The sequence below is a fragment of the Streptomyces cadmiisoli genome (assembly GCF_003261055.1).
Classification (GTDB): domain Bacteria; phylum Actinomycetota; class Actinomycetes; order Streptomycetales; family Streptomycetaceae; genus Streptomyces; species Streptomyces cadmiisoli.
This window is the reverse complement of record NZ_CP030073.1, coordinates 8,384,540-8,409,356: the sequence shown is the minus strand read 5'-3', so window position 1 is coordinate 8,409,356 and position 24,817 is coordinate 8,384,540. Positions and strand designations below refer to the sequence as shown.

The window sequence follows — 24,817 nt, the reverse complement described above, 5'->3', positions numbered from 1 at the left end:
CGCGCGCCCGGCACGGACCCGGTGCCCGGCAGGCGGCTGACCGACGACGGCGGCCGGACGCAGTTCTGCTGAGATCGTGCGACTCGCTGAGCAGCCTGGTTGACTGTGCGGCGTGACCGAGATGATCACCCTTCCGGATCCCGATGCCGATTGGGCGCCTGCGACGTCCTCGACCGAAGTGGGTACGGGCAATCCGGCGCGGCAGTGCTCCATGTTCCAAGCCGCGTCGGAGCCGCTGATATCGCTGGCGCTGCTCGCGGTCGATCTGGACTCGGTCGCTCGGCGGCTGAGGTTGACGGTCGAGGACTCCTGGGACGGACACGGTACGGTGCGTGCCGCCTTCTTCACCCTCGACGGCACGGACTTCGTCGTCACCCATCACGAGTCTGACCCGCCGGGTACGTACGTCTGGGTCAGAAGAGGCGGACCCGTCGATCACGGCGAGCGCATGGCCGTTCTCCTCGCGGCTCTCGGCGTGGGCTCGGAGGTGATCTCGTTCTCGACGTGGGGTGTGGGAACCGACCTGTCCCGGTTGCCGGCTGCCTGGACCCGGAAAAGGGTCAGGCAAGTCGAATCACACCAGAGGTTCTGGGAGAGCTTCACCAAGCGGACGGGCATGTACGTCGGCCGCGTCACCTACGACGCGGTGACGGCCTACCTCCACGGCTACGATCACGCCTGCGACGGAGCCCTGCTGAACGGACTGCGGGAATGGCTCGCCCAGACGCACCAGGCCGGGCAGAACCTCGTCTGGCACGCTCAGGTCGTTCAGGTCGTCTTTCCCGAGGGCAGGCCGGTGGAGCCGTGGTCCGAAGACGAGCACCGTCAGGCTGTGACGGGGCTGTTCGCCCTGCTGGAGGAGTTCTTCGAGCACCTCGCGAGCCGCCACGGTGTCACGCAGGACAGCAGCTGACGCGCTCTTGTCCGCGCGGTGACCGGTCGGGACCCGGCCGGTCCGTCACATTGGCCGGCCGCGCCTGTGGACCGCGCCCCGGAGCGCGGTCCAGAAGGCAGTGAGCCCCATTCTTTCCGGTCCCTCGAAACGTGACCGCCGGCTCGTTCAGACGGTGAGCAGGATGCGGTCCCGGGCGCCCGCTTCCATCTGCCGGTGGGCTTCGGCGGCTTGTGAGAGGGGGATGGGGGAACGGGCGCGGGAGACCAGGCGCTTGGTGGACAGAAGGTGGTTGACCAGCCGTGCGGCGTCGGCCAGGTCGGCGGTGGAGGCGTTGCTGATGGCGAAGCCTCGGATACTGGCGTCCTTCGTGTAGAGCGCGCCGATCGGCAGTTCGGGCCTGGCCGTCATGCCGGCCAGGGCGATGATGCGTCCGCCGTGGGCGAGTGCGGCGACGGCTGTCTGCAGATCGTGGCGGCCCGAGTTGTCGATCCACAGGTCGTAGCCGTCACCCGCGGCCTCGCGCAGCCGGGTGTTCAGCTCCGGGTCGGCGTAGTCGAAGACCTGTTCCGCTCCGCAGGTCTCGCACCATTCGAAGTCCGTGGGAGAGCAGGTGGCGACGACCCGGGCGCCGGCCGCCGCGGCCAGTTGGACCAGGGCGCTGCCGACACCACCGCCGGCGCCCGCTATCAGGACGGTCTCCCCGGGAGCCAGCGAGCCGGTGCGGAACAGGGCGAGGTGGGCGGTCGCCGCCGTGTGCAGCAGCGGTGCCGCCAGTTCCGCGTCGACGCCGTCGGGCAGGTGATAGAGCCGGTCGTGGGGCACGGCCGCGTACTCCGCGAACGAGCCCTGGCGGCCGGCGTGCCCCAGGCTGTTGCTCCATACGCGGTCTCCGGGGGCGAACCGGGCCACGGAGGAACCGGCCACGGTCCCGACCAGGTCGCGGCCGATGACGAACGGGAACGGCGTACTGGTTGCGTAGGCACCCGAGCGGACGAAGGTGTCCACGTGGTTCACGGAGACCATGTCCACCTTGACCAGCACGTCCGTCGGCCCCGGCGTCGGTACGGGGAGATCCGCATAGCGGATGACGTCGGGAGTCCCGTGTTCGGTGATGTACGCCGCCCGCATCGTCGGTGTCATCGCCCGCTCCCGTGCACCGCGGCATACCGTCCCGACCAGGAGGACCTGAGCTGCTCCTCCTCGGCGGCGCCGAAGTCGTAGGCGGGCGACAGGATCGGGAGGGCCTGCTCGACCCGGATCAGGACAGCCTCGTTCGCCGGGTAGCCGGGGCCGTTGAGCGCGAGCAGCCAGTCCTTCAGTTCTTCGTATGCGGCTGCGCCGGGCGGCACGATCGTCGCGGTGCCCGTGAACCGGTAGCCCCGGCGGCGGAACACGTCGATCGTGTTCACCTCGACGCGGGGATCGGCGGCCAGGTTGCGCATCGTGTTCGGGGACGCGATGTCCATGAAGATCAGATGCTGGTCGTCGTAGACCCGCAGTGATCCCTTGGGTGAGAGGTTGGGCGCGCCGTCCGGGCGGACCGTTGCGACGAACGACAGCATCGCCTGTTCGACGATCATCCGCATGTCGTCAGTGATCATGGTGCTGAGTATCTCCTTCGGCTGTGAGCGATGGTCCGTCGGGGTCACCGGACTGCCTGACCGGTGGGACCGCGCAGCGCGGTGGTGTCGTCCTGGACCGCCGGGGTGCCGCGGAGGTCGACTTCGCGGGTCTCCGGTCCGGCATAGGCACCGATGCCGATCAGCAGCCCGCCGACGGCGAGAAAGACGAGCGGTGTCAGCTCGTACGGCATGAACCGGGCGAGGCCTTCCTGGTAGAAGGCGTAGAACGCCGGGACGATCACGGCGGCGGTGTAGCCGAGCCCGTACCCGCTGGATCGGATACCGGTGTGGAAGCGTTCGATGATGTACGTCGTCACCACGGCGAAGGTCGACACCACCACGACCACCAGCGCGATGGTCGCCGACGCGATCGCGGTGGTGCCGGACACCTTTCCCCCGGCGATCAGCCAGAACAGCAGGGGTGCGAGCAGGGTGGTGGTGGCGGCCTGTATGAGGAAGAAGGGACGGCGGCCGATCCGTTGGGACAGTTGTCCGGCCAGGAGGTAGGCGGGAATCAAGGTGGCGTACGCGAGGACGAGGATCAGCGTCATCGTGCCGACCGGCACCTTGGTTTGGAGCACGCCCGGCAGCACCGCTCCGACCATGTTGAACGCCAGCCACACCCCGGACATCTGGGTGAAGATCTGCAGGAATCCGCGGAGGTTCGCGCCTTGGAAGAGTTCTCGCAGCGGGTGATGTTCGGCGCGCTTGCGTTCCTTCCAGACCGGGGACTCCTCCAGGTTGCGCCGGCACCAGACCGCCAGGCCGAGTGCGAGGAGTCCGCCGATGACGAACGGGATCCGCCAGCCCCACGTCACGTAGGGGCTGTTGATGTCACCGGCCGGGATGATGTGGAGCAGCACCAGGGTGATCAGGGCGATCGAGCAGTAGGCCGCCGGGAAGCCGGTCATGATGATGGCGCCGTACAGTCCGCGTTTGCGGGTCGGTGCGTGCTCCAGGGCCAGGGGGGCCGCCGCCGTGTACTGCCCGCCGAGGAAGATGCCGTCGATGAAGCGCAGCGCGATCAGCGCGATGATCGAGAACAGGCCGGCCTGCTGGTATCCCGGCAGTGTGGCGATGGCGAGGGTGGTCAGGCCGAACCCGACCAGGGAGATGAGTGTCGCGCGTCGTCGGCCCGATGTGTCGCTGAGGCGGCCGAATATCAGCGCGCCCAGCGGGCGGCCGAGCAGGGTCGCGGCGAAGACCGCGGCGGTCAGGATGCGGTTGGCCGCGGTGGAGATGTCGTGCGGCTCGAAGTAGATCGCGGCCGGAGCCAGCACCACGATCGGCAGGTAGACATCGAACATGTCGATGAACAAGCCGACCTGGGCACTGATCAGGGGCTTGCGGGCTGGTTGGTTCACGCGTACCTCCGAAGAACGTCAGACGCCGTACAGCCAGTCGATGTGGGAGCGGTCGGGGGCTGCGCGGGTGCGCAGCAGTTCGTTCCGCAGCAGTCGTGCGGTGCCGTCGACGTGCCAGATCTCACCCCAGACCCGGGCCGTGCGCTGGATCCGCGCGGTGCGTGGCGCTCGGATCCGCTCGGTCGCTTCGAGCGCGGCGGGCCAGTCGGCGGAGTGCTTCACGGCCTGGTCGGTGAAGACCTGCGCGTCCTCGAGTGCCTGGCAGGCTCCTTGCGCCAGGTACTGGAGCATGGGGTGCGCGGCGTCGCCGAGGATCCCGAGCCGGCCCTGTGACCAGCCGGTCGTGGGCAGTCGGTCGGTCATCGGCCAGTGGCGGTCCCGCCACAGCGCGCCGAGTCCTGCTCGGACCGCGGGACAGCAGGCGGCGAAGACGGCGTCGAGGGCTCCGGGTTCGCCGTTCACCCGGAAGACCGCGACCTGGTTGACGAGTTCGCCGCGCCGCAGCGGGTACTGCACCAGATGGCAGTCGGGTCCCAGCCAGGCGACGACGCTGCGCAGGTCGACGGTGTCGGGCGCGTCGGCGGCCGCCATCGTGCCGCGGTAGGCGACGAATCCGGAGTCGATCTTCTCGTCGGCGACGAGTGTGCCGCGCAGGCCGGAGTCCACGCCGTCGAGTCCGAGGGCGACATCGGCGGTGAAGCCGCTGCCGTCGGCGCACATGATCTCCGCGCGATCGGCGTGCGGCCGGACGTCGGTCACTTCGTGTCCGGTGAGCAGTTCGACGCCGGCCTCCCGGCAGGCGGTCAGCAGAACGTCGTGCAGATCGCTGCGATGCACCACGACGTACGGCGCCTGGTAGCGGCGGCGGAACTCGTCGCCCAGATCCAGACTGGTCAGCAGCCGGCCGTCGACCGCGTCACGCAGGACGAGTCGGTCCGGTAGGACGCCGCGTTCGACGACCGCGTCGAGCAGGCCCCAGTCGCGCAGCAGTCGCGTGGCGTTGGGCGCCAGCTGCAGTCCCGCGCCGACCTCGCCGAAGTGGTCGGCGCGCTCCAGGAGCCGCACCCCGTAGCCGCTGCGTGCCAGGTTGTGCGCGACCGCCAGACCGCCGATGCCACCGCCGACGACCAGGACCTCTGAATGAGTGTTCATCTTCTTGCCCCCCTGAGTTCGGGTGGCCTGAAACTAGAACGGAGTTCTGCACAGCGGGTATCTTTTTCTGCTATGAAGAAAGAGCCGCCGTATGCGGTCGCTTCCGTGGACAACGCGCTCCGGTTGATCCACATGCTGCGCGACGAGGGCGAGTTGCGGCTGACCGATGCCGCCGACGCGCTCGGGATCGGCCGGTCGACCGCTCACCGCCTGCTGTCGATGCTGGTGTACCGCGACTTCGCCAGACGGGACGAGACGAGACGGACGTATCTGCCCGGTGCCGCCCTGACGGCCGGTCCGTTGCCGGGGCAGACACGCAACCAGGAACTGCGGCGGCTGCTCATGCCGCACCTGGAGCGGCTGTGCCACCAGGTCGAGGAGTCGGTGAACCTGATGGTGCGGGTCGGCACGCACACCCGCTTCCTGGTCACGGTCGAGGCCCAGCACGTGCTGCACGTCGGCGACCGGCAGGGCACGGTCCTGCCGGCGCACCACTCCTCCGGCGGCAAGGCGCTCCTGGCGGAGCTGCCGGACAGCCACCTTGCCGAGCTCTATCGCAGCGGCCCCGAACCGGTGCTGGCCCAAGCCGAGTTCGACCGGCTGACGCGTGACGTCGCACAGATCCGGCGGTGCGGACACGCGCTCAACCTGGAGGCGACCGAGGCCGGAATCTGTGCCATCGGCCGTGTCGTGCGGGCCAAGGACGGCGACGCCGTCGCAGCCGTCACCATCAGTGCCCCGACCGTCCGCTTCCCGGCACGGCGCATCGAGACCTGGGCCAAGGTCCTTGCCGAGAGCACCGCCCGCGCCGGCCGCGACCTGCCGTCCGGCCTCGGCTGATCGCGGCCGGCGCCGGTGCGGCGTGAAGGTCCTGCCCGCACGCCGCCCTGCCCGCGGTGGTGTGCGATGCTCGCCACCGCGGATGGGACGCAGGGGCGTGCCGTGCCCGCCAGGGCACGCCGAAGGGTCATGCCAACGCGTTCGTGATCTCGGTGGCCGTGACGCGCAGAGCGCTCACCCACTCCGGCAGTCGGTCACGGCTGAACCGCACGCTCGGCATCGCGAACGCGAGCGCCGCGACTGGCTGTCCGTCACTTCCCGGCACCTCGACGGCGATCGCGGTGAGCCCCGCCTCCGTGTTCTGGTCGTTGATAGCGAATCCCCGCTCGCGCACCAGGGCGAGATTACGGCCCAGCCGCGGAAGGTCCACCCGGTCGTCGCCGTCGTACAACGCCGTCAGTTCGTCCACGGACAGCGCGGCCAGCAGAATTCGGCCCCCTGAGGTGAGGTGGGCCGGCAGGGTGCGCGCGGCCCTGCTGCCCACGCGCAGGACCTGCGTGCACTCCGCGGTCGCGAGGAACCGTGTCTCCGTCCCGGCCCGCACGCAGAGGTTGACGGATTCCTGCACCCGGTCGACGAGACGCTGCATGTACGGCGGAGCGACCTGTCGCAGCAGGGCCACCGGAGCCGGGGTGGCCGCGGCCGGGCGCAACACGTCACCGGCCTCGTACCGGCGGTCCGCTCGCTGGTGGGCGAACCCGCGGTACACCAGCATGCCGAGCAGCCGATGCGCCGTGGACACCGACACCGCGAGGCGCGCGGCAGCGTCGCTCACCCGCAGAGGCCCCTCCTGCTGCAACAGCAGCGCGAGGTGGAGCGCGTGATCGACCGAGGTGATCCGATACTGCGGTTCATTCTGCACAACAGAAAAGTCTCTCCCACACAGCGGAATACAGCCAGGCTTGGGGCGACCAGACCTCGCATGGCGTCCACGGACGAGCCGCCATCGCGACATCGGGAGGCACCCATGACATCCGAACCCCCACCCGCGCGCGTCCAGGCCACGGACGCCCCCGGCCAGCCTGAGCCCACCCCCCGTCTGAAGGAGCTGTACCGCACCTTCGAGCAGCACTCGCTCATCCCGCTGTGGACCGAGATCGGCGGTCTCATGCCGCCGCAGCCGGCCCCCGCGGCCGTCCCGCACCTGTGGCGGTGGGCAGAACTGCTCCCGGCCGCCGAGGAGTCCGGCGAACTGGTCCCGGTCGGGCGGGGCGGCGAGCGCCGCGCGCTGGCCCTCGCCAATCCCGGACTCGCCGGCCGGCCGTTCGCGACCGCGACACTCTGGGCGGCGATCCAGTACCTCAACCCCGGTGAGAACGCACCCGTTCACCGGCACTCGCAGCACGCCTTCCGCTTCGTCGTCGAGGGCGAGGGCGTGTGGACGGTCGTCGACGGGGACCCCGTCGCCATGCGCCGCGGCGACTTCCTGCCGCAGGCCGGCTGGCACTGGCACGGCCACCACAATCGCACCGACACCCCGATGGCCTGGATCGACGGACTGGACATCCCCTTCCAGCACCACATCGACGCCACCTTCTTCGAGTTCGGACCGGACGACGTCCAGACCCGCGCGACCCCCGAACACTCGGCCTCCGAGCGACTGTGGGCCCATCCCGGGCTGCGGCCGCTGACCCGACTCCGGCCCACACCGGCCACCCCGCTGCTCGCCTACCGCTGGGAGTACACCGACCGCGCCCTCGCCGAGCAGCTGGCGCTCGAGGCCGAGGGGCACGCGGTCACCCTCGAACCCGGTCACGCCGCCGTCCGCTACACGAACCCGACCACCGGCGCGGACGTGATGCCCACCCTGCGGTGCGAGTTCCACCGGCTCGTCCCCGGCACCCGCACCGCCGTCCGGCACGAGGTGGGCTCCTCCGTGTTCCAGGTCTTCGACGGCAGGGGCGAGGTCGGCGTCGGCGAGGCCACATGGACGGTCGAACGCGGCGATCTGTTCGTCGTGCCCTCGTGGCAGCCGCTGACCCTTGCCGCCGAGACCGGCCTGGACCTGTTCCGTTTCTCCGACGCTCCGCTCTTCGAACGGCTCCACCTCCACCGCTCCCACCAGGAAGGGCACGATTCATGAAGCTGGCGACCCTCCGCACCAGCGACGGATTCCGCACGGTCCGGATCGAGGAGGGCGGATACGTCGACATCGGCCCCGGAGACGTCGGCGACCTGCTGACGCGTGTGGACTGGCAGGCGGTCGCCGCCCGCGCGGACGGCCCGGTCAGCGAGGCCGCGCCCTCCCTCCTCGCTCCCGTCGTACCCCGCCCCGGCAAGATCGTCTGCGTAGGCCTCAACTACCGCACCCACATCACCGAGATGGGCCGTGACCTGCCCGACCATCCGACCTTGTTCGCCAAGTTCCCCGAGACGCTCATCGGGCCCTACGACCACCTCGCACTGCCGCCCGAGTCGGACGCGGCGGACTGGGAGGCCGAACTCGCCGTCGTCGTGGGCCGCAGCGTCCGGCGCGCGGACCGGGCCACCGCGGAGGCGGCCATCGCCGGATACACGATCCTCAACGACGTGTCGCTGCGCGACTGGCAGTTCCGCACCAAGGAGTGGCTGCAGGGGAAGACCTGGGAGTCCACCACCCCGCTCGGGCCCTGCCTGGTCACCCCGGACGAACTGGCACCCGACGCCGAGATCAGCTGCACCATCGACGACGAGGTCGTGCAGAAGTCCACGATCGGCGATCTGCTGTTCGACGCGGCTGATCTGGTCGCCTACGTCTCCACCATCGTCACGCTGAACCCCGGGGACCTGATCGCCACCGGCACCACCGGCGGTGTCGGCCACGCCCGCAAGCCGCCGCGCTACCTCCGACCCGGACAGACCATGGTGACGCGTATCGAGGGCATCGGCGAACTCGTCAACCCCGTCCGGCAGGAACCGCTGTCATGACCGGCACTCCCCCAGAGACATATCTGCGCTGGATGACGGACGGGCACGAGTACTTCCTGGCCCGCCTGCAACGCCTCGACGATGTGGAGTTGGAACGGCCGAGTCGGCTCCCCGGCTGGAACGGCAGGCACCTGCTGTCCCACATCGGCCACAACGCCCGCGCGCTGGCGCGTCTCGCGCACTGGGCCGCCACGGGTGAGCGGACACCCATGTATCCCGGTCCCGAGGCCCGGGACACGGAGATCGAGTCCGGCGCCCGGTGGGAGACAGCCCGGTTGCGTGCCTTCGTCGTGGAGGAGCAGCAGCATCTGGACACCGCCCTGGGGAAGGTCACCGCCGATCGCCGGCAGGCCGGCGTCGTCACCGCGCAGGGCCGTACGATCCCGGCGAGCAGCATCCCGTGGCTGCGCAGCCGCGAGGTGTGGATCCACGCCTACGACCTGCCGGGCGACGGGGATTTCGCGGACTTCCCGGCCGACTTCCTCGACGCGTTGATCGAGGACGTCGTGTCCCGCCGCCGCGCCGCACCTCCGACGAGCGCGCTTGAGGTGCGGGCAACCGATCGCGGTACCGCGTCGGATCACGACAGGACGTCCGACGGTCGGCGCGTCGAGGGATCCGCCGCCGACCTCGCACGCTGGCTCACCCGTGGAGCGCCGGCCACGGGACTGCACACCGTGTCAGGAGCACCGGTGCCCGCGTTGCCCGCTTGGCTGTAACCGACTTCAGGCAGGCTCTCCGGCCGGCGGCCTCGGCCCGGCCGAACCGCACCGCCGGCACGGCAAGCGAGGACGAAGCCGGCTCTGTTCCCCGCCCAGGGAAGAAGATGACGGTGCACATCGAGGGAGCGGCGCCCGGCCGGGTCCGGAAACGTGGTGGGGGGTCATGGCCGAGCCGGCCATGACCCCCTCCTGGCGTTTCATGCCGTCTTCGTGACCGTGACCGGGGGCCCGTGACCGTGACCGAGGGCTCGTGAGCGGGTGCCGGGTCGAGACGGACCTCTCGCGGCATACTTGCTTGACAAAGCAACTACATCCGGAGCACTATTTGACACGTCAACCAGCCGATTCTCGCACGCCAGGGCGCCCGGGAGTCATGAGGAGGAGTCCATGACGGCCACGTCGTTCCAGTTGGGGCTGAACTCGTTCGGAGAGGTCGCCACCGACGGTGACCGGCCGCTGAGCGACGCCGAGACCGTCCGCCTGCTGATCGAGGAGGCCAAGCTCGCCGAATCCGTGGGGATCGACCTCTTCAGCATCGGTGAGCACTACCGCGCCGGCCACAACGACAGCGCCACTCCCGTCCTGCTCGCCGCGATCGCCACCGCGACGGAACACATCCGCCTCGGCACCTCGGTGACGGTACTGAGCACCAACGACCCCGTGCGGCTGTACCACGAGTTCGCCACGCTGGACGCCGCTTCCCACGGCCGCGCCCAGCTCGTACTCGGGCGGGCATCGGCCACCGAGTCCTTCGCCTTGTTCGGCTACGACCTGGCCGACTACGAGGAGCTTTTCGAGGAGAAGCTCGACCTGTTCATCCGCCTCCAGCGAGAGGAGACGGTGACCTGGTCCGGCCGGTTCCGGCCGCCGCTCGTCGAGGCGCGCCTCCATCCCCGGATGCCGCAGGGGGGCATCCCCACCTGGATCGGCGTCGGCGGCAGCCCGAACTCCGTGGTCCGCGCGGCTCGCTACGGCCTGCCGTTGATGCTCGCCGTCATCGGTGGACGCCCTCAGCGCTTCACGGGACACGTCGAGCTCTACCACCGGACACTCGAACAGCTCGGGCACGCGAGGCAACCCGTCGCCATGCACTCGCTGGGGCTCATCGCGGACACCGACGAGGAGGCCATCGAGACCTGGTGGCGGTACTGGCAGCCGGTAGTCGCCGCCCTCGCCGACGAGCGCGGCTTCTACAAGCCGACCCGCGAGCGCTACCTGGCGGAACTCGACCAGGGCGCACTCTTCGTCGGCTCCCCCGAGACCGTCGCACGCAAGATCGCCGCAACGGCCCGAGACCTCAGCCTGGACCGCTTCGATCTCAAGTACGACGTCATGAACCTCCCCCGCGAAGCCCGTGCCCGCACGATCGAACTGCTGGGCCGCGAAGTCGCCCCACGGGTCCAGCAGCTGCTCACAAAGGAGCCCAGCCATGTCTGATCTCACCTTCGGACTCGATACGTTCGGCGATGTGCCCGAGGACGACTCGGGCACCCCGGTATCGGACGCGCGGGCCATCCGGCAGGTCCTCGACGAGGCCGTCCTGGCGGAGGAGACCGGCGTCGACGTCCTCGCGCTCGGCGAGCACCACCGTCCGGAGTACGCGATCTCGACACCCGAGACCGTGCTCGCCGGCATCGCCACCCGCACCAGCCGCATCCGCCTCGCGTCCGGTGTCACCGTCCTCAGCTCGGACGATCCGGTCCGGGTGTTCCAGCGGTTCGCGACCGTGGACGCGCTGTCGAACGGGCGGGCCGAGGTCATCCTCGGACGCGGCTCCTTCACCGAGTCGTTCCCCCTCTTCGGATACGACCTGAGCGACTACGACGTGCTGTTCGAGGAGAAGATCGAACTCTTCGCCAAGCTGCTGGAGGAGAAGCCCGTCACCTGGAGCGGCACCAAGCGGGCTCCGCTCGACAACGCCGATGTCTTCCCCAAGACCGAGTCCGGGCACCTGAGCACCTGGGTCGGTGTCGGCGGCTCACCCCAGTCCGTCATCCGCACCGCGCACTTCGGGTTCCCCCTGATGCTCGCGATCATCGGTGGCAGCCCGGAGCGCTTCGCTCCCTACATCGACCTGTACCAGCGAGCCACCGACCAGTTCGGCACGACCGCGCACCCGGTCGGCATGCACTCGCCCGGCTTCATCGCCGACACCGACGAGGAGGCCCGGGAGGTGCACTGGCCGCACTACAAGGTCATCCGGGACCGCATCGGAGCGCTGCGGGGCTGGCCGCCGCTGCGCAAGGAGGAGTACCAGGCCGAGATCGAGCACGGCTCGCTCTACATCGGTTCGCCGGAAACGGTCGCCCGCAAGATGGCCCGCGCCATCAAGGCGCTCGACGTCGGCCGCTTCGACCTCATCTACACCGCGGGGGCACAGCCGATCAGCGCCCGCTTGCGCGCGGTCGAGCTGTACGGCACGAAGGTGCTCCCCATGGTTCGCGACATCCTCGCGGGCTGACGACATGAACGCAGCAGGAGGAGCGGAAATGGACACCGCAGGCGCGGCCGCCGTCCGCACGGTCGGCATCCTGGGTGCGGGAAAGGTCGGCACCGTGCTGGCACGGCTGGCGCTGGCCGCGGGCTATCGCGTGCTCATCGCCGGATCGGGCGACCCGGCCAAGATCGCACTGACCGTGGAGGTGCTCACTCCGGGCGCCGTGCCCGTCACCTCGGCGGCCGCGGCGGAGGCAGATGCCGTCATTCTGGCGCTTCCGCTCGGCAAGTACCGCACGATTCCGGCCGAGGCGCTGCGGGACAAACTCGTCATCGACGCGATGAACTACTGGTGGGAGGTCGACGGCATCCGAGACGACCTCGTCGACCCACTCACCTCGTCGAGTGAGATCGTGCAGGGACATCTGTCCGGAGCGCGCGTGGTCAAGGCGTTCAACCACATGGGCTACCACGATCTTGAGGACGGCGCTCAGCCCGTGGGAACGCCGGGACGCAAGGCGATCGCCATCTCCGGCGACGGCTCGGACGACCTCGCCACCGTCGCACACCTCGTCAACACCTTCGGTTTCGACCCCGTCATGGCAGGTTCCCTCGCCGACGGGGTACGACTCGAACCGGGCACCGAGCCTTTCGGCGCCAACGTCGGCGCCGACGAACTGCGCGACATGATCCTCCGCTTCCCGGAATCCCAGCGCGGACGAGCCGTGATCGGCGCGAGGACAACGGCCAAGGCGTCGAGCGACCCAGCGACCTGACCGCTAGACGCGCCCCTCGGCCGCTGGACCGTCACGTACTACGGACTCACCGTTCTCAGCTGCCGGCGGCGAACCTCGTCCGGATTGTCCCATTGATCGGTATCGCTGTACCGTATGAAGATGCCTGCCGAAAAGAGGACGAGACGCGCCGGCGGGGGCAAACGTCTTGGCGTTCTGGATACCGCGGTCGAGGTGCTGTCGGACCGGGGATACGAGAGCACCCGCTTTGCCGATGTGGCGGCGGCCAGCGGTACGGCCGTCAGCACTCTGCAGAATTACTTCGGGTCCCGCGAGGACATGCTCATCGAAGCCCTGCAACGGTCGACGAATCAGGAGGTGGAAGCCCTCGAAGCGCTCGCCGCCGCACAGGCGAGCCCATGGGAGCAGCTCGTCGCCTTGATCGACCGCAGTCTCGGAAACTCCGAGCAGACTCAGCGGATGCTTGTGGAATTCTGGCGTTCGGCCATGCGGGACGTAGAACTGCGTGAGCACAGCGAGCAGGTACAGCGCGGTTATCGCGAGCCGTTCCTGAGGGCGATTCAGGAAGGCTGCGATCAGGGCCTTTTCCATATGAAGCACAGCCCCGAGGACGTCGTGGACTTCCTCCTCACATTTCTCGCCGGCGTCACCATCCCCCGTGTTCTTCATCAGGACAGACCTGCGGAGAAGACACTGAGGGATCTCTTGCTGTCACAGATGAGCGTGACCTTGGGACGCGAGACCTGAACCCCCGTGCCGGCATAGGCATCGGCATCGACTAACTGCATCACCTGATCTGCTCGCCGCGGCGCGTGAGCCCCCTGAGCGACGCTCCCCCTGGGAGCCGAGGGTGGGGAGCGAGGCAAAATGTCCGCTTTGAGTTGGTATCATGATACGGTATGCCCATACCGAAAAGTGAAGCGGGTGTGCGATCTCCTGGCGCCACACGGCGCCACGGTCACGATCATGACTGCACCCACGACGGCACCCCTGCCGGGCCCGAACTCCCGGTGTGCCCTTCCCGCCACGGTCCGTGACCCGGGCGGGAGCGTCGGCGGCGAACATGTCCTGCCACAGCGAGCACACCCGGTGCCGGCCCTTCGGCACAGAAGGACATCGTCATGGCACCAGGCAATTCCCACGACATATCTGCTCGCCACCTGTGGGAACGCGAGCTGGAGACCCTCACCGCTGATGCGGTCGGCCCTGTCCTGACACCCGGGGCGGCCGGCTACGAGGACGAGATCGCCGTCTTCAATCCGGCTGTCACGCACAGCCCCGCCGTCGTGGTCGGCGCGACCGGTCCCGAAGACGTCTCCCTGGCCGTGCGTACCGCAGGGAGACTCGGGCTGAACATCGCGGTGCTCAATACGGGGCACGGCCCCTCCGTCCCCGCGACCGGAGACACCCTGCTGATCACGACGTCACGGATGTCGGACCTCGTGATCGACCCCTGCACCCGGACCGCCCGTGTCCAGGCCGGAGTCCGATTCCAGCAGCTGGTCACCAGTGCCGCCGCGCACGGGCTCGCCCCGCTGCCCGGCTCCTCGCCGACAGTCGGAGTCATCGGATACACCCTCGGCGGCGGAGGCAGCGCCACCATGGGCCGCAAATACGGCTGGGCCGCCGACCACGTCACCGCCCTCGAGGTCGTCACAGCGGACGGGGAGCCGCACCGCGTCTCAGCCGATACGGAGAGCGACTTGTTCTCCGCCCTTCTGGGCGGCAAGAGCAACTTCGGTGTCGTCACCGCCATGGAGTGCGCACTCTTCCCGGTGACCCACCTCTACGCGGGCACGCTCTGCTTCTCCGGAGCGGACGCACGTGCCGCACTCGAGAGCTACCGGCGCTTCACCGCAACGGCTCCCGACGACATGACGTCCGGAATCGCCTTCCTCGACTTCGCCCCGCTCCCCGGCCTTCCCGCGTTCATGCAGGGCAAGCCGGTCGTGGCGATCAGGATCTCCCACGTGGGGCAGGGAGACGAGGGCGGGCGACTCATCGCGCCCCTGCGCCAGGCCGCTCCGGTTCTGCTGGACACAGTGTCGGTGAAGCCCTACACGGAGTTCGGCTCCATCGGCATGGATCCCGCCGATCCCGCACCCGCCGTGGAACACTTCGGGCTTCTCACGGAGATGACGGAGAGCACCGTCGACGCGCTGGCCGACACAGTGGACCCCCACTCGGGGAACCGGGTCAACCTGATCGACATCCGGCAACTGGGAGGCGCATACAGCCGCCCGCCGGCCACGGCCAACGCCGTGGGCGCACGGGACGCCGCGTTCGCGATCTTCGCTCTCACCGTCGTCCCGCCGGGCCAGGACGTGGCCGCCTACGCGAACACCGGGCTGGAACTCTTCGACCGCCTCGCACCTTGGCTGAGCAAACGGAAGCACCCCGGCTTCCTCTCCCCGGCCGACGCCACGGGGCAACAGACCCAGAAGGCCTACGACCCGGACGTGTACGAGTGGCTGCGAGCCGTCAAGACACGCTACGACCCCGACAACAGGTTCCGCGTGAACCACAACATCCCACCGTACGAGACCGCTTGACGCACAGCGGCAACGTGGCGTGCGTTCCCGGGCCGGGACCACCGGCCGCGGGCCGGTGGTCCCGGCCCGCGGCCGGGTCGACTACCGGTAGCGGATGTGCAGGTGGTTGTCGTGGTTCGGGTAGCTCGTGGTCAAGCCTTCCGAGATCAGCTGCGGATCATTGAAGAAGATCAGTTCGACGTGGCCGGGAGCCTTCGCCCGGATCTCCTGAACCAGTCGGCGGGTGGCCGCGCGGTCGTACGTCGACGACTGCCAGGTGATGCGTCCGGCGGTGCACTGCGCCGAGTCGGTGCGGATCGGCCACACGTCGATGTCCATTCCCACTTCGTGACTGGCGTGGCCGGGGATGTCCCCGCCGTGCTCGAAGCCCGCGTCGCCGACCGGCAGTCGGCCGTTCCCGGTACCGGCGAAGGTGGCGGCGGCGGCTTCGAGTTGACCGACGGCGCCGGCCGTCGCCCAGTGGGCGTTGGCGTTTCCGTCAGGGCTCTGCGCGCACATCGTGCCGGCACCGAAGTTGATGTTCTCGTAGTGCCACAGCAGGTTCTTCCACGTGGTCGGCCCGACGACACCGTCCACACCGATCCCTGCGTGCGACTGGAAGGTGCGTACCGCGGTCACGGTGGCGGGTCCGAAGTCGCCGTCGACCGACAGGCCCGCGCCGCGTTTCGCGTTGAGCAGCGCCTGAACGGCCGTCACCGCGGGCCCGTTGTCGCCCTGCCGTACGGTGATGGCGAGCGCCCCCCAGGTGGCGGGGCCGACGATGCCGTCCGCGGTCAGACCCTTGGACTGCTGGAAGCCGACGACGGCGCTGTGCGTCCCGGAGCCGAAGACCCCGTCCGCGGTCACCGTGCGGCCGTGCGCGGCGAGCAGGTGCTGCAACGCGACGACGTCGGTGCCCCGGCTGCCGTTGCTGGTCAGCGGGAACGCGGCCTGGGGAAAGGCCTGCGCGGGGATGCCCGCTCCGAGGAGCAGTGCGGCGACCGCGGTGAACAGCGCGAGGACGCGCCCGAGTTGTCTCATGATTCCTTCCTCATCTTCCTGACTGGAGGGCGCCCCAGGTGGCGGGGCCGGCGATGCCGTCGTTCGCCAGCCCGCGCGAGGACTGGTAGTCGCGGACGGCTTGTGCGGTGCCCGAGCCGAAGTCGCCGTCGATGGCCACCGTCCGGCCGAGGGCGGCCGTCAGGGCACGCTGGAGCCGGGTGACGGCTTCTCCCGTCGAACCGCTCTGCACGGTCGGGGTGGTTCCGCGGGACAGCAGCGCGGTCCAGGTCTTCGGGCCGACGACGCCGTCCGCGGTGAGTCCCTTGCCGGACTGGAAGTTCCGGGCGGCGGTGGTGGTGTCGGGGCCGAATATCCCGTCGGGGGTGCCCGGGTCGTGGCCGGCGGCCTTCAGCAGGCACTGGGCCGCCTTGACCAGGTTGCCGTTCGAACCGCTCTGGACGGTGGTGTACGCGGTGAAGTCGAGGTTCGCCCCGGTGCAGGTGGGCTGTTGCGGGGTGCCGGTACCGACGTCGAGGTAGTCGCGGTCGATGTTGATCGAGTAGCCGCCGTAGGACTCGGTGACCTCACCCACGTACTGGTGGATGCGCTGGTGGCCCGACCAGTAGGAGGACGGCACGTAGGAACCGGTGTTGGTGTCGGCGGCGCCGTTCCACCAGGCGTAGAAGATGTGGTCGACCCGTGTGTAGGCGCTGTTGTTGTACTCGGCGGCAGCGTCCCTGATTCCGGAGGCGGCGCTCGAGTAGAAGCCCGACACGTAGCCGCTGCTGTGCAGTCGCTCGGTCCAGCCGGACAGGTACGACAGCACGGCCGCCTTGCAGGAGGCGGTCGAGGTGTACGCCTCGATGTCGCTGTAGATGGCGCTGCCCGCCGGGATGCCGAGGTTCGACGCGGCGGTGATGGCGCCGGCCGCCGCGGTGACGCCCTGGGACTTGGCCGTGGCCGGGTCGGAGGACATCTTCAGCGAATAGTTGGTGCACGGCGCCTGACGGCCGACGTCGATGGGGATCAGGCGCCAGCCGTTGTTGGTCTGGTTGGTCACCCAGCTCGCGGTCAGGTTGGGCTGGGAGCAGCCGCGGAAGGACCCGCTGATGTAGACGCCGACCGCGCCGTACGGCGAGCTGGACTTCCATGCGTTCATCGCGGCTTGCGAGGGCGCGGTGCAGGCGTCGAAGCCCCTGCCCAGATAGCTGCCGGGTTGTGGACCGGCCGCGGCAAGCGGAGCGGTCTGGGCTTTCTCCGTCGCGCGGGGCAGTTCGGTGCGCTCGGCGCCCGCGGTGAGCTCGGCCGAGGCGAGAGCGTCGCGGACCAGGCTCTCGGTGCCCGGCGTGTGGGCCGCGGTGACCAGCACCCCGGCGTCCTCCACCGCGATCTGGATGGTGTCGTTGCTGGACGCGACGGACGGGGCGGCGGCCTTGCCGCGCGGTGTCCGCGCGGTCGCCGCCGTCGCCTGGCCGGCGGAGCGTGCGGTGATCGGCTCGACGACGATGCCCGCCGTCCGGCCCACTATCCGGGCGGGGCAGTCGTTCTGGTCGGCGGGCCGGCCCACGTAGACGGCGGGTCTGTCGAAGCGCAGACAGGCTCGCGGATTCTCGGCGAGATCGACCACCTTCCAGTCGGCGGGAACCTCGATGCGGTAGCCGTGGTAACTCACGGTCTGCCGGTTCTCCGACGGGGAGTCCGCGAGGGCGGGCGCGGGGACGGCGAACGCGCCGATACCGGCGAGCAGCGCCAGCACGGCCGTTCCGGCGCGGGCGCGCCAGTGCTTGCGGGACGACATCAGGGCACTCCTACTCGATGCTGGGGGAGCGAGCGAGAGCGGCGCGGCAGGACTGCTCCGTGCCTGGACGAGCGGTGCGCGTCCCGGCGCTGTGGGTCTGTTGTGCGCCGGGACGCGCACGGATACATGGGGCTCGTTGGTCAGATGCCGCAACTGGGCGCGGACCAGGAGCGGCTGGTGCGCCCGTCCACGTGGGTGTGGTCGTCGTGGCCGGGGTAGCCGGGGCCGAAGATGCCACCGAAACCGTGGTAGCGGCCACGCTGCGCGAGCTGGCAGAACGACGGGTTGCCCACCAGGTCGGCGGCGTCACCGTAGAGGTGGCGGCTGTTGGACGCGCCGCCCACCGCGCTGTTGCAGGAGTACGAGCGGAATCCGCTGGTGACGACGAGCGGGGTGTCGCCCATCGCGCGCCGCATGGCCTCCAGCTTCCACATGGTGCGCAGGGCGTTGGACTTGGCCGTCGCGGCGCTGACCGCTCCGCCGGACCAGTCGGAGTTGCACTTGTTCAACTCCGCGTAGGTGAAGTGGATCGGCGTGCAGTCCGGGTCCTGGAGGGCATAGATCTTGGCGAACGTCTGGGAACCCGCGACGCCGTCCGCTCCCAGTCCGTACGCCTGCTGGAACTTGGTGACCGCGGCTTTGGTCCGCGGACCGAAGTTGCCGTCGACGGAGAGGATCTCGCCGTAGTCCACGTGCCCGGCCACACGTATCTGGAGTTGGGTCACGTCGGCGCCCGACATGCCCTCGGACAGCGTGCGGTTCCAGGTGTAGCACTCGTCGGCCTGGGCCGGGCCGGCCGTGGCCAGCACACCGCCCGACAATGCGGCCATGAGCATGACAAACGAGATCAATAGTCGGATCGTGCGTCGTGGCATCATGCCTCCGTCCTGAATCCTGGTTCCCACAAGGGGACTGAGCCGAGTTTGGCGCCGCAGGCATGGCGTGTCCACACTGTCACCATCCGCCACAGGACCAGACCACCGGCACAACTCGCAAGCGGGGCACGCTTGTTGTTACATCTGACATTCCGTCATCGCCGACCAGGAGCTGCGTGACACCTCGCGCGGGAACGGAAACCAGCCGCAGGACCGCCTAGACACGTCCGGTGATCAGGTAGTCGACCGCACGGTCCACGGTCGGCGGGTGATTGAGAAACGCGGTGTGGCCCACACCGTCCCAGACGAGGAGTTCCGAACCGTCGATCTGTGAGGCCACGCCCTCACCCCAGTGGAGCGGGGTGGCGGGGTCGTGCGTACCGGCCACCACGAGCAGGGGCGGGGTACCGGTCACACGGATCGGACCCCACGGATTCGCGGATTCGATCGGCCAGCCCAAGCAGCCCGCCTGGATGTCCCAGCCCTCCACGTAACCGCCGAAGACCGGAGCCAGTCGGCGGACCTCGGCGAGCCGGGCGGAGAACTCCGCATAGCCGACATCACCGGTCGGCATGTCGTGGCAGGCGATCACCCGGTACGCCGGGCATCGCGCCCCCGCCGCCGCAAAGGCGGACGCGTCCGTCGACGCGGCGGCGAGATCCTCGGCGAGCGAGCTCCAAGCGCTGCGGAAGATGAGCTTGGCGTAGGTACCGAAGCCGATCTGGTCCGCGCTCACGCCCTCCGGGTGACCGAGAGCCTGCAGCGGCGCCCGGTCGAGCAGTGACCCGTACTCGGCCCGGACGTCCTTGCCGTACAGCGCGCAACCGGGTTCGGACTCGCACCAGTCGGCGAACAGCCCGAACGCGTCCTCGGCCGCCGCGGCGTCGTCGGAAGCGAGGGCACGAGAGCCGATGCTGCGGTCCAGGGGTCCGTCCAGCACGGCGGCCCGCACCCGCTCCGGGAACAGTTCGGCGTACGTCGCGGTCAGGACGGTGCCGTAGGACAGGCCGAGCCAGCTGACCCGCTGTTCACCGAGGGCCTGGCGCACCGCGTCGAAGTCCCGTGCCGAGCTGACCGTGTCCACGTGGTCGATCAGCGGACCGGTGGCACGCCGGCATTCCTCCGCGAAGCTGCGGTTGTATGCGATCAACCGGTCGTATTCCGCGCGTGTGGCGGGGTAGCGTCCGCCGTTCAATTCCGCGGTCGGCTTGTCGCACGCGATCAGAGGCCGGCTGTCGCCCGTGCCACGCGGGTCCACCCCGACGATGTCGAACCGGTCGCGCAGCGCGGCGGGGAACAACTCGATCGCCCTGTCCCGAACCCATGGCCGTGCCGCGTTGCCGGGGCCTCCCGGGTTGAAGAACAGCGTGCCGATCCGCTGGGCGGGGTCGGCGGCTCGCAGCCGGGTCACCGCGACGGTGATGGTCTCGCCGTCCGGCCGGGACCAGTCGAGGGGCACCTCCAGCGCGGCGCCTTCGGCGCCCTGGCTGCCGCAGGGCTCCCAACGCAGCTGTGCCGGGGCGGGTGGCGGCACGACGGCCGGGGCCGCAGACGACGGTGGGACGGTACTCAGGGCCGCCACCACCAAGGTACGGATATGTCCGCGCCATTCATGAGTCACACCTGCCGGCGAGAGAGCTGTGCATGCCTTCCGACGCGACAGCTTCACACTGGCCTCGCCCCGCAGGCAAATGACGTGACACCGAGCGCGCCGGTCCACCCAGCGGCCCTACCCTCGACAAGCACCGGCACAGCCGCTCGGACTCCACTACGGACACGCAGCGCGCACGCGTGAATGTGTCGTGAGGTCGCGCAGGGCTCGGCCGGACCGTGCCCCGCCGCACCGCGCTTCCCGGGCTCAGGTCACTCGTTCGCCACCGGCCGATGGCCGGCGGATCCGCAGACGTCCACGATGGCGAGGAGGACTGCGCCCGTACGCAGGACCGGGCACGTCGGCTTCGGGCCGGACGACACGGCCAGTCCACTCCGGACCATTCGTCTCTTCCTCCAGTGGAGGCCGCAGTGGGTCAAGCCGTCGGTGATGTGTTGGGCTTGGCTGCCGGTGTCGCGGTCAGCCCACTCCCGATCGTGGCGATCATCCTCATCCTGGCCACCCCGCAGGGGCGCCTCAACGGACTCCTCTTCGCCCTCGGCTGGGTTCTGGGACTCACAGCACTCGGAGCCATCATGCTGGCCATCGGCGGCACTGCCGGAGCCTCGACTCACGAGCAGCCGGCCACCTGGGTGGGAGCCCTCAAACTTGCTCTGGGCGCCCTCCTCGCCCTCTTCGGCGCGCGTCAATGGCGGCGCCGCCCCAAAGACTCCTCTCAGGCACATCTGCCGACGTGGATGGCTGCGATCGACCGCTTCACCCCTGTCAAGATCTGGGGTCTGGGGCTGCTGCTCTCGGGGGCGAATCTCAAGAACGCACCCCTGACCATCGCAGCAGGCGCCTCGATCAGCTCGTCGGGTCTCCCCCTGCCGCAGCAGATCGGAACGCTCGCGATCTTCGTGGCCATCGCCTCCCTGGGAGTGCTCGCACCGCTCGCCGTCTACGTGATCATGGGCGAACGCGCCAAGAGCATCCTCACCGACTGGCGGGACTGGGCCGCGCGGCACAACGTCGCCGTCCTGGCCGTCCTGTTCTTCGTACTCGGCCTCAAGCTCCTCGGTGACGGCATCAGCATCCTCACGTCCTGAGAAGCGGCCACGGCGGTCGGGTCAGCCTGCGCCCTGCTCGACGGGCAGATGGATCGGACCGCGAAGAACGGGGCTTCGCCGGTACGGTGGCGGGTCGGTGACCAGGCCGGGCCGGTCGAGGCGGCGTACCAGCTCGGTCAGCGCGATCTGGGTCTCCCGCCGGGCCAGCGGGCCGCCGAAGCACAGGTGGATTCCGCTGCCGAACCCGAGGTGCTGGTTGTCGGGCCGATCGGGGTCGAAGCGATCGGGATCGTGGAAACGGTTCGGATCGCGGCTGCCCGAGGCCAGCATCAGTATGATCCGTGAGCCCTTGGGGATCACCGTGTCGGCGACCGCGACATCGCTGTACGCCGCCCGCCACGGGATGATGTGCACCGGAGGCTCGTAGCGCAGCAGCTCTTCGACCAGCGGCACGATCAGGTCCGGCTCATCGCGCAGTCGCTGCAGCATCTGCGGGTGGCGCAGCAGCGTCAGCATGCCGTTGGTGATGAGGTTGACCGTGGTCTCGTGGCCGGCGATCAGCAGGAGATTGGCGGTGGCGACGATTTCTTCGTCGGTCATCCGCCCGTCCGGCCCGTCGTCGTTGGCCAGGCGGGAGAGCAGGTCGTCACTTGGCCGGCTGTGGCGTTCTTCCACCAGCCCGCGGAGGTAGGCGCGCAGCTCGTTGGTCGCCTGCCGGCCATTCTCCAGCTTTTCCTTGGGGTCGGTCTTCGGGTTGTAGTCGATCGACTCGATGACGGCGTTCACCCACAAGTGGAACCTCGGTTCGTCCTCGCGCGGCACGCCGAGCAGGTGGCAGATCACAGTGACGGGGAACGGGTAGGCGAAGTCGTCGACGATGTCGATCTGTTCCTTTCCCGCGAAATCGTCGATCAGGCTGCCGACGGTGGCGGTCAGGTCGGGCTCCAGGCCGGCCACCAGCCCCGGGGTGTGCGGGGGGCCGAAATGGCGCATCGCCATCCGCCGCAGGCGGTCGTGCTCGGGCGGGTCGAGGTTGATGAACGCCGGCGTGCCGCGCCCCTCGGCTGCTTCCATCGGACGCGACAGATGGCGGACGTCGGAGCTCAGGTGCGGGTTGTGCAGGATGTCCATGAGCTCGCGATAGGTGCTGATGACGTAGCTGCCGTCCTCCTGGAGGGCCACCGGCGTCTCACGCAGCTCGGCGTAGAGGGGATACGGGTCGGCCCGGGAGGAGTAGTCGAGGATCCGGAGCAGTGTGCCGGGCGTCTCGGTCGCGGTCATCTCGCTCTCCCTCCTACCGGTGCTGCTGTGCGGACGTGACGCGCCGCTCACCCGGGTCGTGACCGGTGACGACCACGGTCGCGCCTTGGGCGAGCAGGGTGGGGCCGGGGAAGTCCACAGGCACCGGCTTCATGTCGGCGGGCTGGTCGGGCGCGGGGAAGGGCGGCGGAAAAGGTGCGGCCGTCTCGATCAGCTGCCGGTAGTGGTCCAGCCACTTGGCGTTGTTGAAGCTGACCGCCGCGGTGACGCGACCCCGATAGCCGTATGCGGCGACGAAGCGGCGGTCGGCCACCGACCCCTGGGTGACGACGACCTCGTCGGCGAAGGTCGGCACACCGACGGTTTTGATGTTGACGCCGAACTGGATCGACCAGAACACCGGGAGGGACAGGTGAGGCCAACGGTCCGCCTGGCCACTGACCATGTTGTGCGCCGCGACCTCGGCCTGCTCCACGGCGTTGGCCCAGTGCTCCAGCGAGATGAGCCGGTACTCGTAGATCGGGTTCGGGCAGCGTGCCACATCCCCGGCGGCGAAGACGTCGTCGGTGATCAGGCCGTCGAGGGTGAGAGCTCGGCAACCCGTGTCGCAGGCGATTCCCCAGACACCCGCTGCCAGTCCCGAACCCCGCAGCCACTCGGTGTTACGGATGCCACCAAGTGCCACCACCGCCACATCGGCGTCGATCGCGCTGCCGTCGTCGAAGTGGGCGCGGCGGAACCGCCCCTGCGCGTCACCCTCCAGCCGGGTGACCTTGACCCCGCAGCGAAGGTCGACGCCGTGCGCGCGCTGCATGTCCGCGGCGACGTCCCCGACCATGGCACCGAGCGCCCCGACCAGCGGAGCCGGCGCGAGTTCGGCGACGGTCACCGCGATGCCCCGCTCGCGGCAGATTGAAGCGATCTCGGAACCGGTGAATCCCGCACCGATGATCAAAACACGCGAAGGTCCGGCGGCGAGAGCTCGCTGCAGGCCCTCGGCGTGCTCACGCGTCCGCAGGACGAACACCCCGTCCAGGTCCGCTTCGCTCTCGACGAACCAGGGTCGCGCCCGTACCCCGGTGGCGATCAGCACCCGGTCGAAGGGAACCTCGCGTCCGTCGGCGAGCCGCACCTGGTTGGCCCTCATGTCCAGCCCGCCGGCGGGTACGCCCAGCAGCCACTCCGCATCGATGTCCCGACGCCGCGGCAGCAGGGTGCCGTCGGCCGGCACCCAACCGGTCAGTACCTGCTTGGACAGTGGAGGCCGGTCGTAAGGCTCGCTCGGCTCGTCACCGATCATGGTCAACGATCCCGTGAAGCCCTCGCCACGCAGAGCCTCCGCGGCACGCAGTCCCGCGAGGGACGCCCCGACCACTACGATGCGGCCGTCCCGCTTGAAGGCACGCAGATTGTCGGCGCTGGTCATGACGGCGACGCCTCCACGGGTACGTCCCGTGCCTCCAGGCGGTCGACCAGAATCGCCTGGACCGGACAGGCCGCCGCGGCCCGCAGCACTCGGTCACGCTGCGCGTCATCGGGATTCGGGTCGTACATCAGTGCTTCCTCCCCATGCATCCGGAAAGCTTCCGGAGCCAGGAAGGCGCACTGCGCGTATCCCTGGCATCGGGAAAGATCAACGACAACTCTCATCCCGACCTCCGCTGCAGAACTGCGGGCCCGGAAACCGGCGCCACCACGGCGCGCACAGCGGTCACGGGCTCAAGAGGGGAAATGGCTGTGGCCACCGCCCGCGAACTGCGACAGTGCACACGCGCTCGTAGGGTCCCCGCCGAAAGGATGATCGTGGCGTGTGAGGCGACCGGCATCCGCAACACCGCCTGGAGAACCAGACGTTCCTACCAAAAAAGCCTATCCCGCGCCCTCACCGACTGCACCCCGGGCAAGGCCGTCCCGGAGCGGGATCAAGGTCCACACACGTGCGTACGGTCGCCCCGCCGGCCCGGGCCGCCCGCTCGCCCGGATTCCGCCGTGTCCCG

General features: G+C 69.4%; 23 protein-coding genes. 11 read left to right on the top strand and 12 right to left on the bottom strand.

All coding sequences use genetic code 11. The features are described 5' to 3' along the window. Window positions 1-211: 211 nt before the first annotated feature. Window positions 212-913: a hypothetical protein gene (locus tag DN051_RS36970; protein WP_112441104.1), complete on the top strand. Its 702-nt coding sequence runs from the start codon at window positions 212-214 to the stop codon at window positions 911-913. A 147-nt stretch (window positions 914-1,060) separates the two neighbouring features. Here DN051_RS36970 and DN051_RS36965 read toward each other — a convergent pair whose 3' ends face one another. Genes DN051_RS36965 through DN051_RS36950 form a run of 4 tightly spaced genes read right to left on the bottom strand, consistent with a single transcriptional unit; the run spans window position 1,061 to window position 5,033 of the window. Beyond that, window positions 1,061-2,023, bottom strand: coding sequence for an NADPH:quinone reductase (locus DN051_RS36965; RefSeq protein ID WP_112442721.1), 963 nt, complete (start codon window positions 2,021-2,023; stop codon window positions 1,061-1,063). Window positions 2,024-2,031: 8 nt separating this feature from the next. Further along, window positions 2,032-2,496: a pyridoxamine 5'-phosphate oxidase family protein gene (locus DN051_RS36960; RefSeq protein ID WP_112441102.1), complete on the bottom strand. Its 465-nt coding sequence runs from the start codon at window positions 2,494-2,496 to the stop codon at window positions 2,032-2,034. A gap of 44 nt (window positions 2,497-2,540) precedes the next feature. Beyond that, window positions 2,541-3,881 carry an MFS transporter gene (locus DN051_RS36955; protein ID WP_199314773.1) on the bottom strand — a complete coding sequence of 447 codons (1,341 nt, stop codon included), beginning with the start codon at window positions 3,879-3,881 and terminating at the stop codon, window positions 2,541-2,543. 18 nt (window positions 3,882-3,899) lie between these two features. Beyond that, entirely contained in the window at window positions 3,900-5,033 is a 1,134-nt protein-coding gene (locus tag DN051_RS36950) for an FAD-dependent monooxygenase (protein ID WP_112441100.1), read from the bottom strand. Between the two features lie 72 nt (window positions 5,034-5,105). On the opposite strand from DN051_RS36950, the gene DN051_RS36945 reads away from it, so the two are divergent. Further along, window positions 5,106-5,873 carry an IclR family transcriptional regulator gene (locus DN051_RS36945; RefSeq protein WP_112441098.1) on the top strand — a complete coding sequence of 256 codons (768 nt, stop codon included), beginning with the start codon at window positions 5,106-5,108 and terminating at the stop codon, window positions 5,871-5,873. 127 nt (window positions 5,874-6,000) lie between these two features. Here the strand turns inward: DN051_RS36945 and DN051_RS36940 are convergent, their stop codons facing one another. After that, window positions 6,001-6,735, bottom strand: a complete 735-nt coding sequence (locus tag DN051_RS36940) for an IclR family transcriptional regulator (protein ID WP_112441096.1) — start codon at window positions 6,733-6,735, stop codon at window positions 6,001-6,003. A 105-nt stretch (window positions 6,736-6,840) separates the two neighbouring features. Here DN051_RS36940 and DN051_RS36935 point away from each other — a divergent pair, with 105 nt between their 5' ends. From DN051_RS36935 to DN051_RS36900, 8 genes are all read left to right on the top strand, one after another. Continuing rightward, window positions 6,841-7,956, top strand: coding sequence for a cupin domain-containing protein (locus DN051_RS36935; RefSeq protein WP_112441094.1), 1,116 nt, complete (start codon window positions 6,841-6,843; stop codon window positions 7,954-7,956). After that, window positions 7,953-8,780: a fumarylacetoacetate hydrolase family protein gene (locus tag DN051_RS36930; protein WP_112441093.1), complete on the top strand. Its 828-nt coding sequence runs from the start codon at window positions 7,953-7,955 to the stop codon at window positions 8,778-8,780. Before DN051_RS36935 ends, DN051_RS36930 begins: the two co-directional genes overlap by 4 nt. Beyond that, complete coding sequence (locus DN051_RS36925; protein ID WP_112441092.1) at window positions 8,777-9,499, top strand: maleylpyruvate isomerase family mycothiol-dependent enzyme; 723 nt, start codon at window positions 8,777-8,779, stop codon at window positions 9,497-9,499. The genes DN051_RS36930 and DN051_RS36925 overlap by 4 nt, the downstream gene beginning before the upstream one ends. Before the next feature lie 390 nt (window positions 9,500-9,889). Further along, window positions 9,890-10,939 carry an LLM class flavin-dependent oxidoreductase gene (locus DN051_RS36920; RefSeq protein WP_112441090.1) on the top strand — a complete coding sequence of 350 codons (1,050 nt, stop codon included), beginning with the start codon at window positions 9,890-9,892 and terminating at the stop codon, window positions 10,937-10,939. Next, complete coding sequence (locus DN051_RS36915) at window positions 10,932-11,963, top strand: LLM class flavin-dependent oxidoreductase (RefSeq protein ID WP_112441088.1); 1,032 nt, start codon at window positions 10,932-10,934, stop codon at window positions 11,961-11,963. The genes DN051_RS36920 and DN051_RS36915 overlap by 8 nt, the downstream gene beginning before the upstream one ends. A gap of 28 nt (window positions 11,964-11,991) precedes the next feature. Further along, entirely contained in the window at window positions 11,992-12,714 is a 723-nt protein-coding gene (locus DN051_RS36910) for an NADPH-dependent F420 reductase (RefSeq protein ID WP_112441086.1), read from the top strand. 120 nt (window positions 12,715-12,834) lie between these two features. Next, on the top strand, window positions 12,835-13,440 hold the full coding sequence (locus DN051_RS36905) for a TetR/AcrR family transcriptional regulator (RefSeq protein ID WP_162625047.1): 606 nt from the start codon (window positions 12,835-12,837) through the stop codon (window positions 13,438-13,440). 374 nt (window positions 13,441-13,814) lie between these two features. Beyond that, window positions 13,815-15,245 (top strand): FAD-binding oxidoreductase, encoded by a 1,431-nt coding sequence (locus tag DN051_RS36900; RefSeq protein WP_112441082.1) that lies wholly within the window; start codon window positions 13,815-13,817, stop codon window positions 15,243-15,245. An 81-nt stretch (window positions 15,246-15,326) separates the two neighbouring features. Here the strand turns inward: DN051_RS36900 and DN051_RS36895 are convergent, their stop codons facing one another. The 4 genes from DN051_RS36895 to DN051_RS36880 all read right to left on the bottom strand — a co-directional run bounded on the left by DN051_RS36895 (window position 15,327) and on the right by DN051_RS36880 (window position 20,481). Next, entirely contained in the window at window positions 15,327-16,265 is a 939-nt protein-coding gene (locus DN051_RS36895) for a penicillin-insensitive murein endopeptidase (RefSeq protein ID WP_112441080.1), read from the bottom strand. A gap of 10 nt (window positions 16,266-16,275) precedes the next feature. Next, the gene (locus DN051_RS36890; protein WP_112441078.1) at window positions 16,276-18,024 is read right to left on the bottom strand and encodes a glycoside hydrolase domain-containing protein; all 1,749 of its coding nucleotides are present in this window, start codon (window positions 18,022-18,024) and stop codon (window positions 16,276-16,278) included. Between the two features lie 140 nt (window positions 18,025-18,164). Then, complete coding sequence (locus tag DN051_RS36885; protein WP_112442717.1) at window positions 18,165-18,899, bottom strand: D-Ala-D-Ala carboxypeptidase family metallohydrolase; 735 nt, start codon at window positions 18,897-18,899, stop codon at window positions 18,165-18,167. Window positions 18,900-19,116: 217 nt separating this feature from the next. Then, the gene (locus DN051_RS36880; protein WP_162625046.1) at window positions 19,117-20,481 is read right to left on the bottom strand and encodes an alpha/beta hydrolase; all 1,365 of its coding nucleotides are present in this window, start codon (window positions 20,479-20,481) and stop codon (window positions 19,117-19,119) included. A 506-nt stretch (window positions 20,482-20,987) separates the two neighbouring features. Between DN051_RS36880 and DN051_RS36875 the strand changes: the two genes are divergently transcribed. Further along, a complete protein-coding gene (locus tag DN051_RS36875) occupies window positions 20,988-21,599 on the top strand; it encodes a GAP family protein (protein ID WP_246040724.1) in 612 nt (203 codons plus the stop codon). A 21-nt stretch (window positions 21,600-21,620) separates the two neighbouring features. On the opposite strand, the gene DN051_RS36870 is transcribed toward DN051_RS36875, so the two are convergent. From DN051_RS36870 to DN051_RS36860, 3 genes are read right to left on the bottom strand one after another with little or no spacing between them, the layout of a single operon-like run. Continuing rightward, a complete protein-coding gene (locus DN051_RS36870; protein WP_112441072.1) occupies window positions 21,621-22,841 on the bottom strand; it encodes a cytochrome P450 in 1,221 nt (406 codons plus the stop codon). 13 nt (window positions 22,842-22,854) lie between these two features. Continuing rightward, the gene (locus DN051_RS36865; RefSeq protein ID WP_112441070.1) at window positions 22,855-24,246 is read right to left on the bottom strand and encodes an NAD(P)/FAD-dependent oxidoreductase; all 1,392 of its coding nucleotides are present in this window, start codon (window positions 24,244-24,246) and stop codon (window positions 22,855-22,857) included. Next, entirely contained in the window at window positions 24,243-24,470 is a 228-nt protein-coding gene (locus DN051_RS36860) for a ferredoxin (RefSeq protein ID WP_079000206.1), read from the bottom strand. The genes DN051_RS36865 and DN051_RS36860 overlap by 4 nt, the downstream gene beginning before the upstream one ends. Window positions 24,471-24,817: the final 347 nt, after the last annotated feature.

Bases quoted from the DNA above. Each gene is read 5' to 3' on its own strand.
- DN051_RS36970 (WP_112441104.1), top strand. From the start codon at position 212: ATGTTCCAAGCCGCGTCGGAGCCGCTGATATCGCTGGCGCTGCTCGCG.
- DN051_RS36965 (WP_112442721.1), bottom strand. From the start codon at position 2,023: ATGCGGGCGGCGTACATCACCGAACACGGGACTCCCGACGTCATCCGC.
- DN051_RS36960 (WP_112441102.1), bottom strand. From the start codon at position 2,496: ATGATCACTGACGACATGCGGATGATCGTCGAACAGGCGATGCTGTCG.
- DN051_RS36950 (WP_112441100.1), bottom strand. From the start codon at position 5,033: ATGAACACTCATTCAGAGGTCCTGGTCGTCGGCGGTGGCATCGGCGGT.
- DN051_RS36945 (WP_112441098.1), top strand. From the start codon at position 5,106: ATGAAGAAAGAGCCGCCGTATGCGGTCGCTTCCGTGGACAACGCGCTC.
- DN051_RS36935 (WP_112441094.1), top strand. From the start codon at position 6,841: ATGACATCCGAACCCCCACCCGCGCGCGTCCAGGCCACGGACGCCCCC.
- DN051_RS36930 (WP_112441093.1), top strand. From the start codon at position 7,953: ATGAAGCTGGCGACCCTCCGCACCAGCGACGGATTCCGCACGGTCCGG.
- DN051_RS36925 (WP_112441092.1), top strand. From the start codon at position 8,777: ATGACCGGCACTCCCCCAGAGACATATCTGCGCTGGATGACGGACGGG.
- DN051_RS36920 (WP_112441090.1), top strand. From the start codon at position 9,890: ATGACGGCCACGTCGTTCCAGTTGGGGCTGAACTCGTTCGGAGAGGTC.
- DN051_RS36915 (WP_112441088.1), top strand. From the start codon at position 10,932: ATGTCTGATCTCACCTTCGGACTCGATACGTTCGGCGATGTGCCCGAG.
- DN051_RS36910 (WP_112441086.1), top strand. From the start codon at position 11,992: ATGGACACCGCAGGCGCGGCCGCCGTCCGCACGGTCGGCATCCTGGGT.
- DN051_RS36905 (WP_162625047.1), top strand. From the start codon at position 12,835: ATGCCTGCCGAAAAGAGGACGAGACGCGCCGGCGGGGGCAAACGTCTT.
- DN051_RS36900 (WP_112441082.1), top strand. From the start codon at position 13,815: ATGGCACCAGGCAATTCCCACGACATATCTGCTCGCCACCTGTGGGAA.
- DN051_RS36895 (WP_112441080.1), bottom strand. From the start codon at position 16,265: ATGAGACAACTCGGGCGCGTCCTCGCGCTGTTCACCGCGGTCGCCGCA.
- DN051_RS36890 (WP_112441078.1), bottom strand. From the start codon at position 18,024: ATGTCGTCCCGCAAGCACTGGCGCGCCCGCGCCGGAACGGCCGTGCTG.
- DN051_RS36885 (WP_112442717.1), bottom strand. From the start codon at position 18,899: ATGCCACGACGCACGATCCGACTATTGATCTCGTTTGTCATGCTCATG.
- DN051_RS36870 (WP_112441072.1), bottom strand. From the start codon at position 22,841: ATGACCGCGACCGAGACGCCCGGCACACTGCTCCGGATCCTCGACTAC.
- DN051_RS36865 (WP_112441070.1), bottom strand. From the start codon at position 24,246: ATGACCAGCGCCGACAATCTGCGTGCCTTCAAGCGGGACGGCCGCATC.
- DN051_RS36860 (WP_079000206.1), bottom strand. From the start codon at position 24,470: ATGAGAGTTGTCGTTGATCTTTCCCGATGCCAGGGATACGCGCAGTGC.